Origin of the sequence: Vibrio chagasii (assembly GCF_024347355.1) — a bacterium.
Classification (GTDB): Bacteria; Pseudomonadota; Gammaproteobacteria; order Enterobacterales; family Vibrionaceae; genus Vibrio; species Vibrio chagasii.
The window spans coordinates 831,616-847,638 of the sequence record NZ_AP025465.1 but is presented as its reverse complement, the minus strand read 5'-3'; the positions used below and the strand labels follow the sequence as shown (position 1 = coordinate 847,638).

Here is a 16,023-nt window from a genome sequence, read left to right as displayed (position 1 = left end):
CTTGGCTCCTTAAAATTCATCATGGTCTAGGTCGTAAGTATCCTGAAAGAGCCTTTCCGCTTGCCATCTAATGATGTAATTCCCTACAACTCGTGTTGCATCAGCGGCTCGTTCTTTTGCTTGTCTACGACCGGGGGACAACGCTGTACTGAAGATCGGTTTTCTAGAGTGTTGAACCTCTATGATGGGCTTTGTTGCTTAATTCAGAGCGAAGACATGCCTGTCCCATGTGCTTGACTCTTAAACAATATACTGAGTTTCAGGCATACCTAACCCCGTAAGCTTATTCAGCGCTTTGATCATAGCGTAAGTCTCGCCAACTTGAGCGTTGTAGTTTCTCAGGCTTAATTTCCCACCTAGCAACTGTTTCACTCGATACATTGCTGTCTCTGATAGCGACCGCTTGTGATAGCCATACCGCTTTTTCCACTTATTGTTGGAGCCATAAAGCTTCTGACAACCAACTGCTAAATTGCGAGGGTGTCATTGCTCCCAGAAGGCAGCCCCTTCGCGTGGCGGGATTAGCGGAACCGCTCGCTTTATACGTATTGCATCATGGCAATGTCTTGTGTCATAAGCACCATCACCTGATACCTCAATGATTTTACGACGTGTCTGCTTAAGTAGGTTGGGAAGCACTTCGCCATCGGTAACGTTAGATAAACTCAGCTCTGCTGCGACTATTTCGTGACTGCTAGTATCAACGGCTAAATGTAGCTTACGCCAGACTCTGCGCTTCCCATCAGTACCATGCTTTTTGACCTTCCATTCACCTTCGCCATAAACCTTGAGGCCAGTGGCATCAATTGCCAGATGTTGTATTGCTCCTCTGGTTTTGGGTTTAAATGAAACCTCAGCTTCCTTAGCTCGGCGGCTTATACAGGTGTAGTGTGGGCAAACAAGTGGGATGTTAGCCAGCTTAAATACGGAGTCTAGAAATCCTTGCAGCGCTCTCAATGGCATAGAGAACACGCGTTTCACCATCAATGCAGTAGTAATGGCTAAGTCGCTGAACCGGCGAGGTCTACCACGCTTGCCTTGTTTGTTTTGCTTCCACTCGGCTATCGCTTCCTCATCAATCCAAAAGGTCAGACAACCACGATTGGTTAAGGCTTGATTGTACTGCTTCCAGTTAGTTGTTTTGTAACGAGGTTTAGGCATGAGGCTACGACGATTAAAAGGTGTAGCTGATCAGATCGTAGCTTCTTGATTTGGTTCCATCGATTTACGCAACAAAGCCCCGAAAAATATCAAGAGCTTAGAGATGATATCGAGAGTGATGTTCATGAAGTATTACTCAATACGCCCAGCGACTTCCCTCACTCTGAAATGCTCAAATGGCAGTATCTCGTTGGTATTTTTTATGCCTCTGACACGCTTGATAAGCTAGTGACAGGATTTACCTGTATCTTACAGGGTGAAATGTGGATGAGCAGGAAGCTCATTTACCAATGCATTAGCTTCTATAGAGAGAGGCAGTGCGCGAAAACCAGCCCTTATTACCTCAAGCTCACTAAACGCGAACAGCAAATCATCAAACTACTCGGTGATGGTGCATCTAACACGCAAATTGCGGACACGCTTTATGTAAGTGAGAATACCGTTAAGGCGCACCTTCACAATACATTCAAAAAGATTAAGGTGAAGAATCGCTTACAAGCTTTAATCTGGGTGAAGAATAATGTGGCTACTAATGAGTTCGTTCAATAGACCTAACTCTCTGCTCTAAACCATAAACAGCCAAAGCAGCTAGAATGCAAAAAGCCCAAATACAAAAAAAGCCGTAGCCCCTCCTATTGCAAAGAGTGCTACGGCTTTCTTTAATATGGTCGGTAAAGAGCTTATTTCGAGTATCAGACGAACCCCACTTAGGTTCTAATCCTATTTTCTACGCTCCTAAACGACGAAAGCCTGCTCATTGAGCTAACACCTATCATTTAAGATGTTTAGAACGCACAATGTAGCGAGTTTTGCTAAAACGAACGGTCCTATCTTTGGGCCGTTTTTGTTTTTCGGGCAAGATATAACGTTTCACTCGTTCTCTCATAGCACGCAACTTTTGGGGAATCGAACCTGGTGAGGCGATAGCACACCACATTAGTTCATCTTGAATATCGCGAAGAGCCATCGTGAAGCTTATCCTAAGTGGCGAGACTTCTGCCTCTTTTGCTATCCGGCTAATCTCCAGACGAACCAAGTTATACGCGATAAGGATACCCCATATTTCTTGCTCTACGCCCTCTACAGATTGACTTCGGAGCAGGATTTCATCTTCAAGCATGTCATGCTTAATCTCGCCATAGCTATTCTCGATCTCCCACCTTTCGAAGTACACATCTAATAATGATTTTAAACTGTATTTTCTATCTGTTAGAGATGTCAGCAACCCTTGTATATGATTTGGTTGTCGTTCACCATCATCGGGATATAGAGCCAGCCTAGCTTGCCACGTTTCCGGAAGACTCGGGTCCTGTTTTCTAGCCTGGGGGGAGACTTTCATTTCTACAATAAGATCATGTCCATCATCATCGAGTTGCTCGATGATTTCATATTTCACATTCGACTTTATTGGGGTCATCCAGTGGCTTGTCCCATGCTCTTGTTGCCAGTTAAGCATAAGTTCTGCGCTCAAATAGCAACGGTCAAAAATGGTCAATGAATTCGGAACTGATGATGAAATTAAATCTTTTGCATAACTGATTTCACCTTTAGAGCTTTCCCCAAAAGCCACATCATGAATAAGGCGGCTGCGTAGTGATGTGAGTGCGCACATTCGAACTATTGGGTACTCAGTATGCCTATCTTTACGGTAGTAAACATATTGATAATGCTCGACTAAGCTTGGATTATCATGAGTTCTAAACTGTGTGCCATCAATTGAAAATAGACTCAAACCATTCCATGTATCAGCGGCATCCTCCAACTGTGTCCAGTGTTTTGCAGTGATTGAGAATAATGACTGTAAAGGTTTAGCGGTGAGGCGCTTTCTCGCCTGGGGAATTGCACTAGGTGCAATAGACTCACCCAATGAATTAGACAATTTGAGGTCGAGTTTATCGAGTACATCGGTGATCGGTCTATCTCGATATAGACCAATACCAACGACTAGCCATACAACGAGTTCAGCGGGTAGCTTTCTACGGCGCATACTCGCTTTATTCGTTTCAGATAAAGCTTGGTTTATCCAATCTAGCGGCAGGTCTTTTTGGAACAAAGAAAGAGATTCTGGATTAGCAAAATCGTCAACATCAATTAACCAGTGTGACAACATAAAAAATACCCTTAAACAAAAGTGCTTAAGGGTATTGTCAACCATCTATGGGATCGTTCAACTGATCGAAAAAATGCTTAAATGATCAGTGTTAGCTCATTGAGCAGGCTTTCTATAAGTGGTCGGTGAAGAGGAATTGGATTGGACTGGCATTCAAGCCCCCTACCCACTAGTTCCGAAACAGAACATTCAAATGCAAAAAAGCCGTAGCATCTCTGCTACGGCTTTCTTTAATGTGGTCGGTGAAGAGGGATTCGAACCCCCGACCCTCTGGTCCCAAACCAGATGCGCTACCAAGCTGCGCTATTCACCGAGATATCTAACTGGCTCATTGCCTGTCGATGGAGCGTATAATACGGATTCTGAGTTTATCCGCAAGGGCTTTTTATCATATTTATTGCGATCTTGAATCGTTCGAGCAAAAGACATACAACAACAAGCTCAATGTGACGAAAAACACACAGTTACCAACAAGTATTTAACTTATGCAACAGGATTGATCCAGATCAGTAAATTGATAATGTCACTTAATACACTAACCCATGTCATATAACTTTGAGGTATACACATGGACTTTTGGCTAGATCTCCTATTTGGTAATGCGGTGGGACTATCTTCAATGATAGTAATCTTCGGGGCTCTGGGTCTCATGATGTTTTATGGAGGCTTCTTCATCTACAAAGTTATGACTGACAAATCTCCTCACTAGAGTCGCTCAGCCTAAAGCTTCATTACTATAGGTAAATTTGAAAACGCTTTGCACCGGAGCTGACTTCTCTTGTCTCCTCCGGTTTTTTCATTTTTAAACCCTACCCCAACTTAGGTATACTTACTCTATTCTTACCAACTTGAGATGCACACTATGTCTCATGATGACGATTTAGAGCTATTCCAACAAATGATGGGCGATGTTAAACGTATCGACCATGACACCGCAGAACACCAGAAAGTACATCGCGTTACAGAGTCTCAGCTTGCTAAGCGTGAAGCCGCTATGTGGCTCTCTGATGATGAGAAAGATTACCTATCACTCGATTACTCTCCGATGGTTAAGCCAGACGACGTTATTGCTTATAAGAAGGATGGTGTTCAGGAAGGCGTATACAAAAAACTGCGCCTAGGTAAGTACCCCATTCAGGCCAAACTCGATCTCCATAGAAAGACGCTGAAAGACGCTCGCAACGAAGTGCTGTCATTTTTACGCCAATGCTTAAGAATGGATGTTCGCACTGTCATTATCGTTCATGGGAAAGGAGAACGCTCAAATCCACCAGCGATGATGAAAAGCTACGTGACTAACTGGCTGACTCAGATCAACGATGTGCAATGTGTACACTCAGCACAGCAATTTCACGGTGGTACCGGTGCTGTTTATGTCATGCTTAGAAAAAGCAATGAGAAGAAACTAGAAAATAGAGAGCGTCATCAAAAGCGCACTAGCTGATCATCGAAATTCTGGAGCGGGCTTTCACCCCAAGATCGATATTTAGTGCCTAGACTCAAACCAAGTGCTAAAATTGTTGTCAGTTAACGAATTCAAACGTAAAGCAACTGCTCTGTAGTTGCTTTTTTGTCTCCCTATATTTCCGTTGTGAAACGCTAAGAGAATATCATGTCACAAGAATCCCAAGCTAAACGCCTTAACAAATACATCAGTGAAACTGGTTTTTGCTCACGCCGCGAAGCCGACAAACTGATTGATGCAGGTCGAGTTACTATTAACGGCAAGATCCCAGAAATGGGCACCAAAGTAATGCCAGGTGATGATGTTGAGATCGACAACAAACCGGTTCGCTCGAAAGAGAAACCTATCTACATCGCTTTAAATAAACCGACAGGTATTACCTGCACCACTGAACGTGATATTCCTGGAAACATCGTCGATTTCATCGGTCACCATAAGCGCATCTTCCCGATTGGCCGCTTGGATAAGCCATCTGATGGTTTGATCTTCCTGACAAACGACGGTGACATCGTAAACAAGATTCTTCGTGCTGGTAACAACCACGAGAAAGAGTATGTGGTTCGTGTCGATAAACCAATCACAGGTGAATTCTTACAGAAAATGGCAGCGGGTGTGCCGATTCTGGATACGGTAACGTTGCCATGTAAAGTAGAGAAAGAGACTAAGTTCTCATTCCGAATCACATTAACGCAAGGTCTGAACCGCCAGATTCGTCGCATGTGTGAAGCACTTGGCTATGAAGTTTTCAAACTACGTCGTGTTCGTATCATGAACATCTCTTTGGACGGTATCCCTAATGGCAAGTGGCGTTACTTGAGCGAGGAAGAGATCGCAGAAATTCTAGCTATGTGTGAAGGTTCTGTAAGTACAGAAGACGCATCTAAAATTAACGCAAAGGGTCAGCGTATCCGCAAGGCGACAGACGCTAAGCTATTTGATAGCCGTGAAGAGAACCAAGCTTCCACTGCTCGACGTAATCAAAAAGAGAATCGTACTCGTACTTACCGTGGTAATAACGCGGATGAATTCCGTCATGCGCCGAATTCAAAGCGTGGTCGTAATTCATCGAATGGTGAAAACAGAGGCCAGAGTAAAGGCAACACAGAAAATTGGAAATCGAATTCTCGCTCTGAGCGCTCTAACTCAGACAACAAGAGTTCAGATCGTAATCGAGGTGGCAAGCCGACTAATCGCCACCAAGAGTCAAACCGACCAAATAAACCAGCAGCAAAACGTGTTGGTGGTACTCTAGGTCTGAAAAAGTAGAGTAACTCCGTATACAAAAACGCCCACGACTAAGTGGGCGTTTTTATTTGTTATTTCATACATCATACCTCGTGACGACTAGCCATCAGCTTGCAAGCACAAATCAGTAAACTGAGCTCGAGTCAGTTGAGCTAAATCTTTAGGGGCGAGTTCAATTTCCAACCCTCGCTTGCCTGCACTTACGCAGATCGTTTCAAACTCCGTCGCACTGGAATGAACAAAAGTCGGCAGCGCTTTCTTCTGACCAAGCGGGCTAATCCCCCCCACTACATAACCTGTGGTTTTCTGAGCAATATCTGGGTTAGCCATCTCTGCTTTTTTACCTTTTGCCGCTTTAGCCGCAAGTTTCAAATTTAATTTCTGGTCGACAGGAATCACCGCAACAGCCAAGTCTTTCGCCACACCATTTAGGCAGAATAGAAGCGTTTTGAATACACGTTTAGGATCCTGCCCAAGTGCTTCAACAGCTTCTAACCCATAGTTAGTATTGTTGGCATCGTGGTGATACTGATGCACCGTATGAGCGATTTTCTTTTTCTTGGCAATATTGATTGCAGGGGTCATAACAAATCCAAACGATAGATAAACAAAAAGCGACGCCGGAGCGTCGCTTTAGTTAAATTTATCATGGCGCTAGAGTCAATCGCATTTAGCGCTCAATGATCCATTTACTTGTAAACAATTTGACCAGAAGGAGCGTACTTGTTCACGTCAACTGGGCTATTCGCTTCTAGGTACTCTTTCAGTACTTCAGCGTCAACAAAACCAGTGTTTACGTAACCAGGGTGGTCAGACAGTTTAGGGTAGCCGTCACCACCAGCAGCGTTAAAGCTTGGTACAGTGAAGCGGTACGTTTCTTCTAAGTTAAGTGGCTTACCACCGATAACAACGTCAGACACTTCACCGTTCGCTACTGTCATTGAGATACCAGCGAATTGTGCGTAAGCACCTGAATCGATTGGTTTAGTCGCTACTACGTTTAGGTAATCTAGAACTTCTTTACCCGTCATGTCTGTGTAAGTCAGGATGTTTGCAAAAGGTTGTACTGTTAGTACATCTTTGTATGTTACTTCACCCGCTTCAATTGAATCACGAACACCACCAGAGTTCATCACTGCGAAATCTGCTTTTGCACGCTCCATGTGAGAAGTTGCAATCAGACGACCTAGGTTAGTCTGTTGGAAACGAACCACGTTACGGTCACCTTCAAGCTTGCCATTTGTTTCAGCAATCTTAACTTCAAGCTGTGCTTGGCCTTGCTCTTGGAATGGACGTAGGAACTCTAGTAGTTCTGGATCTTGCGCAATCTCGTCTTGGATAAGTACGCGTTGCTTCTTACCGTCGATCTTAACCTTTTTCTTCAGGTTAACTGGGATTAGGTCGTAGCTCACCATTTCTAGTTCGCCATTGCGGAATTCATAATCAGCACGGCCTACGTATTTGCCCCATTCGTGAGCTTGAACGATGTAAGTACCGTTTTGAAGGTCAGGTTTACACTCATCACCCGGCTTGAAGTTTTTCTTCGCAACGTTAGGGCCTTCCATACATACAGGCTCTTGAGAGTGACCACCAACGATCATGTCTAGGTCACCTTCGTCTAGGTAACGCGCTAGTGCAACATCACCTGGTGCGTTAACGCCACGCTGACCATTTTCGTAGTGACCCATGTGAGTCACAGCAAAGATAAGATCTGGTTTTTCTGTTTCTTTAAGTTCAGCGATCAGTTTCTTCGCTTCTTCTTTAGGGTCACGGAAATCGATACCTGCGATGAACTCAGGGTTACCAATCTTTTGGGTATCTTCAGTTGTTAAACCAATAACCGCGATTTTAATACCTTGCTTTTCAAACATCTCATAAGCTTGGAACTTACGTTCGCCAGTCGCTTTATCGTAGATGTTTGCAGATAGCATTGGGAAGTTAGCCCAATCGATTTGCTTTTGTAGTACGTCTAGTGAGTTATCAAACTCATGGTTACCAAGTGCCATTGCATCGTAACCAATCTTGTTCATACCTTTGAAATCAGGTTCTGCATCCTGAAGATCTGACTCTGGTACACCTGTGTTGATGTCACCACCAGATAGAAGCAACACGCTACCGCCTTCTGCTTCAACTTCTGCACGAAGTTGATCAATCAGCGTTTTACGCGCAGACATGCCGTATTCGCCGTATTTGTTCTGCCAGAAACGACCATGGTTGTCGTTAGTGTGAAGAATCGTTAGCTTATAAGTTTCGTCTTGGTTCCAATCATGAACAGATTGAGACGCACAACCAGCTAAAGTCGCTAGAATTGCAGCACTTAGTGCTGTCTTTAGAATAAGGCGTTGCTTCATTGTCATACCTTTGAACTTTTTAGGGGAATCCACTGCTTCTGCCACTCTCCTTAAGCCCATGTCCACTTTAGAAACATGGTTAGAGAATGGTAAAACTTGAAGTAGTTTAAATTAAGACGGTAAACCTAACAGAGTGATTTCATATTTATGTAGGATAGATCACCATAATCCCCTATCGAGTGTGTAACAAAGCGACAAAGTTGCAGTTGAGCTAATAAGTGATCACAGGCAAACGTTTTCATCATTTTTTAGATTATTTGTGATTTACTCAGTTCGAAAGCGCTACAAAGTGACCTTCATTAAATTTATTCGATTTATCAGAGCCCTGAAAGATACGTTATAACATCACAAATTCATACTAACGCTAGCTTAAGGAGCTCAAGGTAGTCGCCATTCCCTTAGCTATAGGTACAAAAAAGCCGGCAATTACGCCGGCTTGGAATTCTATACTGTTCGACTATTTAATATCGATGTGGTCAAAACCTTTGATAAGGTCATCAAGTGCTTTCATCTGCTTCAAGAACGGTTCTAGCTTGTCTAGAGGCAGTGCAGAGGGGCCATCACAGCGCGCTTGATCTGGGTTCGGGTGAGCTTCAATGAACAGACCAGCAATACCGGTCGCTAAGCCCGCTTTTGCAAGTTCAACCGTTTGCTCACGACGACCACCAGATGCAGCACCTGAAGGGTCACGCATCTGTAGAGAGTGCGTCACGTCAAAGATGATCGGGCTACCGTTTGAAGACTTCTTCATTACGCCAAAACCAAGCATATCTACAACTAGGTTATCATAACCCATGCAAGAGCCACGCTCACAAAGGATAATCTTGTCGTTGCCACATTCTGCGAATTTATCAACGATGTTACCAACTTGGTTCGGGCTCATGAACTGAGGCTTCTTCACATTGATAACTGCGCCAGTCTTAGCCATCGCTTCAACAAGGTCCGTTTGACGAGCTAAGAATGCTGGAAGTTGAATAACATCAACCACATCAGCAACCGGCTGAGCTTGTGCTTCAGTGTGAACATCAGTGATGATTTTAACGCCGAATGTGTCTTTCAATTCTTGGAAGATCTTTAGACCTTCTTCCATACCAGGGCCACGGTATGAGTGAACTGAGCTACGGTTTGCCTTATCGAAAGACGCCTTAAATACATAAGGAATACCCAGCTTTTCAGTTACTTTCACGTAGTGCTCACAGATCTGCATTGCTAGATCGCGAGATTCAAGAACGTTCATGCCTGCAAATAGCGTGAATGGCTTGTCGTTAGCAATTGGCATATCGCCAATATGAACTGTTTTCTGTTCCATCATATTCTCTCTAAATAATTATTAATTAGTGAACAACCACGGTCTTTTCATTCATGACGTTCACTTGAGATTTCAGTAACTCAGATGCAGGGTCATCTGGGCATTGGTCGATAAAATATTGGTAATCCGTCGCTGCCACTTGGTGACAATCCAACTGCTGATAGATAAAGCCACGGTCGCGGATTTCATACGGGTCGTCAGGTACAAACGTTAATGCAAGGTCTGTACATTTCAATGCTAGCGTATAGCGCTCTTCTCTCAGTAGCGCACTCTTTAATAGCGCTAACCACTTGCCAATGATTGTTGGATGGTCAGCCACTTCTAAATGCTCAGATTTAAGCTCAGCTAATGGACCATCATGGCCAATCAGCCACGCTCGTAGCGTCTGCTCACCAACGTACTCTCCATTGTAAGGATTGATATACACTGCTGCTTGGCCATACCAAGTCACTTTAAGAAGAAACTGAGTCGGGAAAGAGACACCCTCTACAGGAAAGCCTAGCTTGCGACCTAGAAAAAGAAAGATCGCGCCAAGACTAACAGGAATGCCTTTCTTACGCTCTAGCACTTTATCGATGAAAGCGTTCTCTGAAGAGAAATAAGCGTCTTTATCACCCGCAAAGCCCCATTCATCGAAGAATAGTCGAATAAAGGATTCAAACTTCTGTTGCTCATCGGTTTCATGAACCAAAGCAAACTCAGCTTCTTTAAACAGTCTTGCTAGCTCTTGCTCAGCCCAATTGTCTTGAGTATCTGGGTTAATCGCTTTATTTAAGATCAATGCACCTTCAGCTAATTCTAGCTGGTCAAAGTCTTCGTCAAAAAATTCGTACATAGGTAGTTAACCGAAATAAGGAGATCATTAACCGAAAAATGTTGGCGTCTTCGTCATCGCAATTTTGCCAGCCATCGCTAACCAGCCAAGCGCACCGAAGAAAGAGAATACTCTCAATAGTTTATTCTTACCCAGTTTAAGCGCAAAGAAACCCAATGCGATGTATGCCATTACACACGTTAGCTTTTCTGTTAGCCATGGTGCAGCTGGGGTAAATGGAATAAAGCCAGTGATAAAAATCAAGCCAATACCCGATAGCAATAGCAACGAGTCGTTGATATGCGGGAAACGCTGCAAGAAAGGGTGCTTAAGCTTTGGTGAGTTCGCCATCATAAGAACGAAACGAATTGAAAGAAGTGACACGCTTATCGCAATCGTTAGTAGGTGAAAATGTTTTAAACCTTCGTACATGGTATTCCTTTATATTTTTATATGTGCTTTCGTTAACACGAGCGACATTGGACCCGTTGGTGCTCTGTATTTCTGCGTTAAATGCACTACTGAGTCAAATGTAATTTCGCGTTAAAGGTATCAATTTCGTAAGTTCGCCTTCTAGGATTACATGAGTGGCTAGCAACTACTAGCCCTAAGCAAACAACAACGAACTATGAGCAATAACGACCTAATGTCACTCGGTCATTACCGCCGTAATCTTTCTCTGTAACCACATCGAGATAACCTAGCGCTTGCATTATCTCACGTACAGCCAAGCCTTGGTCGTAACCGTGTTCAAATGCCAACCAACCCTCATTTTCTAAAAAGCCACGTGCGTTTTCAGAAATGTAGCGAATATCAGCAAGCCCTTTATCTTCAGCAACAAGCGCAGTAATCGGCTCAAAACGCACATCGCCCTGAGATAGATGAGGATCATCTTTCTCTATGTAAGGTGGGTTAGAGACAATCAGGGAGAACTTAACCTCATCGCCATCAGAAGCCAGACCGCTAAGCGGATCAAACCAACTGCCATGCAAGAACGTAGCATTGGTGATGTTTAAGCGTTTCGCATTCTCTGTTGCAAGCGCTTGAGCTTCAGGACGAAGATCAATGCCTATCACTGGCCGATTTGGCATCTCAGACGCCAGCGCCAATGCAATAGCACCAGTACCTGTCCCTAAATCCAGAATAGCACCTTGTTTGCCATAAGTTTTATCCAACGCAACTTCAACCAAACGCTCAGTATCCGGGCGAGGAATTAAAGTAGATGGCGAAACTTTTAACGGCAGCGACCAAAACTCACGTTCACCGACAATGTAAGCCACAGGCTCACCAGTTAAGCGACGTTTTAAAAGGGCTTGAAATTCAGATTCTTGTTCTGAGGTAAGGTGCTTCTCAGGCCAAGTTAACAGGTAAGATCTTGGTTTATCTAAAGCGTGACAAAGCAGTACCGCAGCATCAATTGAGGGTGACGTATTGTCACCCTCTTGAAGCGCTACGATTGCTGCTTTTAATGCACTTTCAACCGTATAGGCAGATTGCATAGGGTTTAGTTGTTCTCAGCTAGCGCAGCAAGTTGGTCTGCTTGGTGCTCTTGTAGAACCGGATCAATCAGACTTTGCATGTCACCTTCTAACACTTCGTTCAGACGGTAAAGTGTTAGGTTGATACGGTGATCAGAAACACGACCTTGCGGGTAGTTGTAAGTACGGATACGGTCACTACGGTCACCCGAGCCTAGTAGGTTACGACGCGTGTCAGATACTTCAGCAGCACGACGCTCTTCTTCAGCTTGTACAATACGCGCAGCAAGAACAGCCATCGCCTTCGCTTTGTTTTTATGTTGAGAACGCTCGTCCTGACACTCTACTACTGTACCTGTTGGCAAGTGAGTAATACGGATAGCTGAATCCGTGGTGTTAACGTGCTGACCACCCGCGCCAGATGCACGGAAGGTATCGATTTTCAGGTCTGCAGCCTTAATTTCTGGAAGATCCGCTTCTGGGATTTCTGGCATAACAGCAACAGTACATGCAGAAGTATGAACACGGCCTTGAGATTCAGTCTCTGGTACACGTTGAACACGGTGACCGCCTGATTCAAACTTCATTACTCCGTAAACACCTTCACCGCTTACTTTAGCGATCATCTCTTTGTAGCCGCCTTGCTCTGAGTCATTGCTGCTCATTACTTCAACGCGCCAGCCTTTCTTCTCTGCAAACTTAGAGTACATACGGAAAAGGTTACCCGCGAAGATACCCGCTTCATCACCACCGGCACCGGCACGGATCTCTAGGAAACAGTTACGCTCATCGTTTGGATCTTTAGGTAGAAGAAGAATCTGAAGTTCATCAGTTAGACGCTCAATCGCTTCTTTCGCTTCTTTAATTTCTTCCTGCGCCATTTCGCGCATCTCTTCGTCGTCTTCCTGCGCCATATCTTCGGCAGCTTCTAGATCGTCTTGAGCTTGCTGGTAAGCTTGGAAGCACTTAGTCACTTCTTCTAACTGAGAGTACTCTTTAGATAGTGCACGGAATTTGTTTTGATCACCGATCACATCTGGATCGCCAAGCAGGTGTTGAACTTCTTCGTAGCGTTCAACAAGTGTTTCAAGCTTTACTAGAATCGAGGCTTTCATAATGTCTTATCTTGTTGGAGGTCTAATATTATTGAGGGTCTTCTAGGCCCAAACTCTGTCTAATGACCGTTAATTTCGCAGGTTCTCCTTGCTCAGCAGCACTTTGTAGTGCGCGGGTTGGAGCATGGATCAATTTGTTTGTGAGCTTATTGCTAAGCTCAAGTAAAACTTTCTCAGGGTCACCGCCAGCGGCAAGTGATTGTAAACTTTTACTCAATAATTCTTCGCGGATTTCATTCGCTGACTTTCGGTACTCACGAATACTGTCGACCGCTTGTAGTGATCGCATCCAACTCATGAACGCGGCACTTTCTTCACTGACGATCGCTTCAGCTTGGATTGCTTCCACTTTACGTTGCTCGATGTTGCCATCAACAATCGACTGCAAATCATCAACCGAATACAAGTAAGCATCGTTCAGTTCGCCAACCTGTGATTCCACATCACGAGGCACTGCAATATCAACCAATAACATAGGTTGATGTTTTCTTGTTTTTAGAGCGGTCTCAACCATACCTTTACCAATAATTGGCAGCGGGCTTGCGGTTGAACTGATCACGATATCTGCTCTGTGCAGGTGATCCGGAATTTCATTTAAGCTGATCACTTCAGCACCAAACTCTTCGGCTAACCCTAAAGCACGCTCACGAGTTCGGTTAGCCACAATCATTTTAGTACAGCCATTTGCTGAAAGGTGCTTAGCCACAAGTTCAATCGTTTCCCCAGCACCAACCAACAACACGGTTGAATCAGCAATCGACTCAAAAATATGCTTGGCTAAAGTACAAGCTGCGTAAGCCACAGACACCGCACTTCCGCCGATTTCTGTTTCCGTTCGAACGCGCTTCGCCACAGAAAATGATTTCTGGAACAGCTTTTCCATTGAAGCATCGACAGACTTACTACCACGAGAGTCTGTATAAGCTTGCTTAACCTGACCTAAGATTTGCGGCTCACCCAAAACCAAAGAGTCCAAACCACAAGCAACGCGCATTAAATGTTTAATGGCAGCCTGCTCTTCATGGATATAAAGACTTGGCTTTAGCTCTTCCGGGCTCACTTGGTGGAAAACCGACAACCAATCGATAAGCTTGTTTTTTGCTCCGCTTTTAACGTCACAATACACTTCAGTTCGGTTACAGGTAGAAAGTATGACACTTCCATTTACGTGTGCATTTGCGTTAAGTTGCTTAAGTGCCTCAGACAATTTATCTGGACCAAAAGCGACTTTTTCTCGCAATTCAACCGACGCTGTATTGTGATTGATACCTACGGCAAGCAAAGACATGTATCAGAAGTTCTCGATCAGGGAATAGAAACAAGGGGCGAATTTTACTTGATGCATGGCTCTATTTAAAGAGCAAGCGGGATTTGTTTTCCTGACTTCGTGAATTCAATGCTATAGTTGAAGCGTTTTTTAGATGAATTTGAACAAGTTGTGAGCAAATATGGGCAAGCTTCGTAAAATCGCGTCTCTTATTTTTATTACCATAATCATGGTGGGTTGCTCGTCTATCCCGGAACAACCGACAAGTGTTGAATGGCAAGCACACCAAAGCCGCCTATTGCAGATAGAAAACTATCAAGCTTCCGGTAAGCTTGCGTACATATCTCCCGAGCAGCGCCAAAGCCTCAATTTTGTTTGGAAGCACTCTCCAAACCAAAGCCAATTAAGACTCACCACTTTCCTTGGTCAGACCGCATTAAACCTGACCATTGATCCATCTGGCGCCAAAGTCGTCACTTATGATGACCAAGTATTCACCCACGCGAGCGCCTCTATTTTGGTTGAACAGCTTACAGGCTTGAAAATCCCAGTTGATCACCTGCCACAATGGTTCCTTGGCATTCCAGACCAAGCGGATAGCTATCAACTAAATACAACGAACACCCTTGAGTCACTGACTAAGCAAGTCAGCAACCAACTATGGACTCTGAATTTTCCAAACTATCGCAACACAGAGTTACCGAATGCGCAGCAATCCGATGAAGACAAGGTCAAAGTAGAGACTATTCCGCTCCCTACTCGACTCTCTTTCAAGCAAGACCAAAACAAAATCAACATCGTAGTTTCGAAGTGGACACTGAAAAAATGATTACAACACCAACACACTGGCCTTCTCCAGCAAAGCTGAATCTATTTCTTTATATCACTGGCCGACGTGATAATGGTTACCACGAACTTCAAACACTATTTCAGTTCGTTGACTTTGGTGATGAACTGACGGTTACTGCAACCTCAGAAACAAGTTCGATAACCATCACGCCAGAAATACCTGGAGTAGCGCTTGAAGACAACCTAATTTGGAAAGCCGCGACTGCACTTCAGCAATACACCTCAACCTCTTTCGGTGCGGATATTGAGCTAAAGAAAGTGCTACCAATGGGTGGTGGTATTGGCGGAGGCTCTTCAAATGCTGCAACTGTGTTGATTGCACTTAATTACTTGTGGCAACTGAATCTTTCTGATGATCAACTTGCAGAGATCGGTCTGAAGCTTGGTGCAGATGTTCCAGTGTTTGTACGAGGCTATGCCGCCTTTGCTGAAGGCGTCGGTGAGCAGCTGTTGCCAGCTAATCCGGATGAAAAATGGTATCTCGTGGTTAAGCCACAAGTGAGCATAGCAACTGTGGACATATTTACACATCCAGAATTAACCAGAAATACGCCAAAGCGAGCGCTATCAACGCTTCTAGAGCAAGAATACGTAAACGATTGCGAAAAAATTGTTCGAATGCTGTACCCAGAGGTTGATAAGCAACTTTCATGGCTGCTACAATACGCGCCGTCGAGATTGACTGGCACAGGTTCGTGCGTTTTTGCTGAATTTAGCAGCAGAAAAGAAGCCGAATTGGTGCTAGAAAAACTACCTGACACCGTTTCCGCATTTGTAGCGAAAGGACGAAACATTTCTCCTTTGAAAGAAACGTTGGCTGAATACCACTCAGCTCACCCACAATCTATTTAAAACTGGA

Annotated in this window: 15 protein-coding genes, 1 tRNA gene and 2 pseudogenes; 6 read left to right on the top strand and 12 right to left on the bottom strand. The window is 44.2% G+C overall.

Translation table 11 applies throughout. The features are described 5' to 3' along the window. Window positions 1–9 precede the first annotated feature (9 nt). Both OCV52_RS03865 and OCV52_RS03860 read right to left on the bottom strand, forming a co-directional pair. Window positions 10–183 (bottom strand): curli production assembly/transport protein CsgE, encoded by a 174-nt coding sequence (locus OCV52_RS03865; protein ID WP_261900871.1) that lies wholly within the window; start codon window positions 181–183, stop codon window positions 10–12. Window positions 184–240: 57 nt separating this feature from the next. After that, window positions 241–1,161 (bottom strand): annotated as a pseudogene (locus tag OCV52_RS03860) (IS5 family transposase). Window positions 1,162–1,233: 72 nt separating this feature from the next. On the opposite strand from OCV52_RS03860, the pseudogene OCV52_RS03855 reads away from it, so the two are divergent. Next, a pseudogene (locus OCV52_RS03855) lies at window positions 1,234–1,710 on the top strand (LuxR C-terminal-related transcriptional regulator); the annotation flags it as partial. A 223-nt stretch (window positions 1,711–1,933) separates the two neighbouring features. Here OCV52_RS03855 and OCV52_RS03850 read toward each other — a convergent pair. Both OCV52_RS03850 and OCV52_RS03845 read right to left on the bottom strand, forming a co-directional pair. Then, window positions 1,934–3,271: an IS4 family transposase gene (locus OCV52_RS03850; protein WP_137408666.1), complete on the bottom strand. Its 1,338-nt coding sequence runs from the start codon at window positions 3,269–3,271 to the stop codon at window positions 1,934–1,936. 236 nt (window positions 3,272–3,507) lie between these two features. Then, a tRNA-Pro gene (locus OCV52_RS03845) sits at window positions 3,508–3,584 on the bottom strand. Window positions 3,585–3,839: 255 nt separating this feature from the next. On the opposite strand from OCV52_RS03845, the gene OCV52_RS03840 reads away from it, so the two are divergent. From OCV52_RS03840 to rluF, 3 genes are all read left to right on the top strand, one after another. Then, entirely contained in the window at window positions 3,840–3,980 is a 141-nt protein-coding gene (locus OCV52_RS03840; RefSeq protein ID WP_004739790.1) for a DUF3149 domain-containing protein, read from the top strand. Window positions 3,981–4,133: 153 nt separating this feature from the next. After that, on the top strand, window positions 4,134–4,715 hold the full coding sequence (gene smrA, locus OCV52_RS03835) for a DNA endonuclease SmrA (RefSeq protein ID WP_102423873.1): 582 nt from the start codon (window positions 4,134–4,136) through the stop codon (window positions 4,713–4,715). Window positions 4,716–4,883: 168 nt separating this feature from the next. Continuing rightward, window positions 4,884–6,002 carry a 23S rRNA pseudouridine(2604) synthase RluF gene (gene rluF, locus OCV52_RS03830; protein ID WP_137407337.1) on the top strand — a complete coding sequence of 373 codons (1,119 nt, stop codon included), beginning with the start codon at window positions 4,884–4,886 and terminating at the stop codon, window positions 6,000–6,002. A 78-nt stretch (window positions 6,003–6,080) separates the two neighbouring features. On the opposite strand, the gene ybaK is transcribed toward rluF, so the two are convergent. From ybaK to hemA, 8 genes are all read right to left on the bottom strand, one after another. Beyond that, entirely contained in the window at window positions 6,081–6,566 is a 486-nt protein-coding gene (ybaK, locus tag OCV52_RS03825; RefSeq protein ID WP_137407338.1) for a Cys-tRNA(Pro) deacylase, read from the bottom strand. Between the two features lie 104 nt (window positions 6,567–6,670). After that, the gene (gene ushA, locus OCV52_RS03820; RefSeq protein WP_137407339.1) at window positions 6,671–8,332 is read right to left on the bottom strand and encodes a bifunctional UDP-sugar hydrolase/5'-nucleotidase UshA; all 1,662 of its coding nucleotides are present in this window, start codon (window positions 8,330–8,332) and stop codon (window positions 6,671–6,673) included. Window positions 8,333–8,789: 457 nt separating this feature from the next. Continuing rightward, window positions 8,790–9,641: a 3-deoxy-8-phosphooctulonate synthase gene (gene kdsA, locus OCV52_RS03815; RefSeq protein WP_061034145.1), complete on the bottom strand. Its 852-nt coding sequence runs from the start codon at window positions 9,639–9,641 to the stop codon at window positions 8,790–8,792. 25 nt (window positions 9,642–9,666) lie between these two features. Then, entirely contained in the window at window positions 9,667–10,476 is an 810-nt protein-coding gene (locus tag OCV52_RS03810; protein ID WP_137407340.1) for a SirB1 family protein, read from the bottom strand. Between the two features lie 27 nt (window positions 10,477–10,503). Then, window positions 10,504–10,887: a SirB2 family protein gene (locus tag OCV52_RS03805; RefSeq protein ID WP_004739804.1), complete on the bottom strand. Its 384-nt coding sequence runs from the start codon at window positions 10,885–10,887 to the stop codon at window positions 10,504–10,506. 194 nt (window positions 10,888–11,081) lie between these two features. Further along, entirely contained in the window at window positions 11,082–11,954 is an 873-nt protein-coding gene (prmC, locus tag OCV52_RS03800; protein ID WP_137407341.1) for a peptide chain release factor N(5)-glutamine methyltransferase, read from the bottom strand. Window positions 11,955–11,959: 5 nt separating this feature from the next. Beyond that, window positions 11,960–13,048 (bottom strand): peptide chain release factor 1, encoded by a 1,089-nt coding sequence (gene prfA / locus OCV52_RS03795; RefSeq protein ID WP_004739807.1) that lies wholly within the window; start codon window positions 13,046–13,048, stop codon window positions 11,960–11,962. A gap of 28 nt (window positions 13,049–13,076) precedes the next feature. Continuing rightward, window positions 13,077–14,336: a glutamyl-tRNA reductase gene (gene hemA, locus OCV52_RS03790; RefSeq protein WP_008224514.1), complete on the bottom strand. Its 1,260-nt coding sequence runs from the start codon at window positions 14,334–14,336 to the stop codon at window positions 13,077–13,079. Between the two features lie 160 nt (window positions 14,337–14,496). On the opposite strand from hemA, the gene lolB reads away from it, so the two are divergent. After that, window positions 14,497–15,144 carry a lipoprotein insertase outer membrane protein LolB gene (gene lolB / locus OCV52_RS03785; RefSeq protein ID WP_137407342.1) on the top strand — a complete coding sequence of 216 codons (648 nt, stop codon included), beginning with the start codon at window positions 14,497–14,499 and terminating at the stop codon, window positions 15,142–15,144. Beyond that, window positions 15,141–16,016 carry a 4-(cytidine 5'-diphospho)-2-C-methyl-D-erythritol kinase gene (gene ispE / locus OCV52_RS03780; protein WP_137407343.1) on the top strand — a complete coding sequence of 292 codons (876 nt, stop codon included), beginning with the start codon at window positions 15,141–15,143 and terminating at the stop codon, window positions 16,014–16,016. Before lolB ends, ispE begins: the two co-directional genes overlap by 4 nt. The last annotated feature ends 7 nt before the right edge of the window (window positions 16,017–16,023 follow it).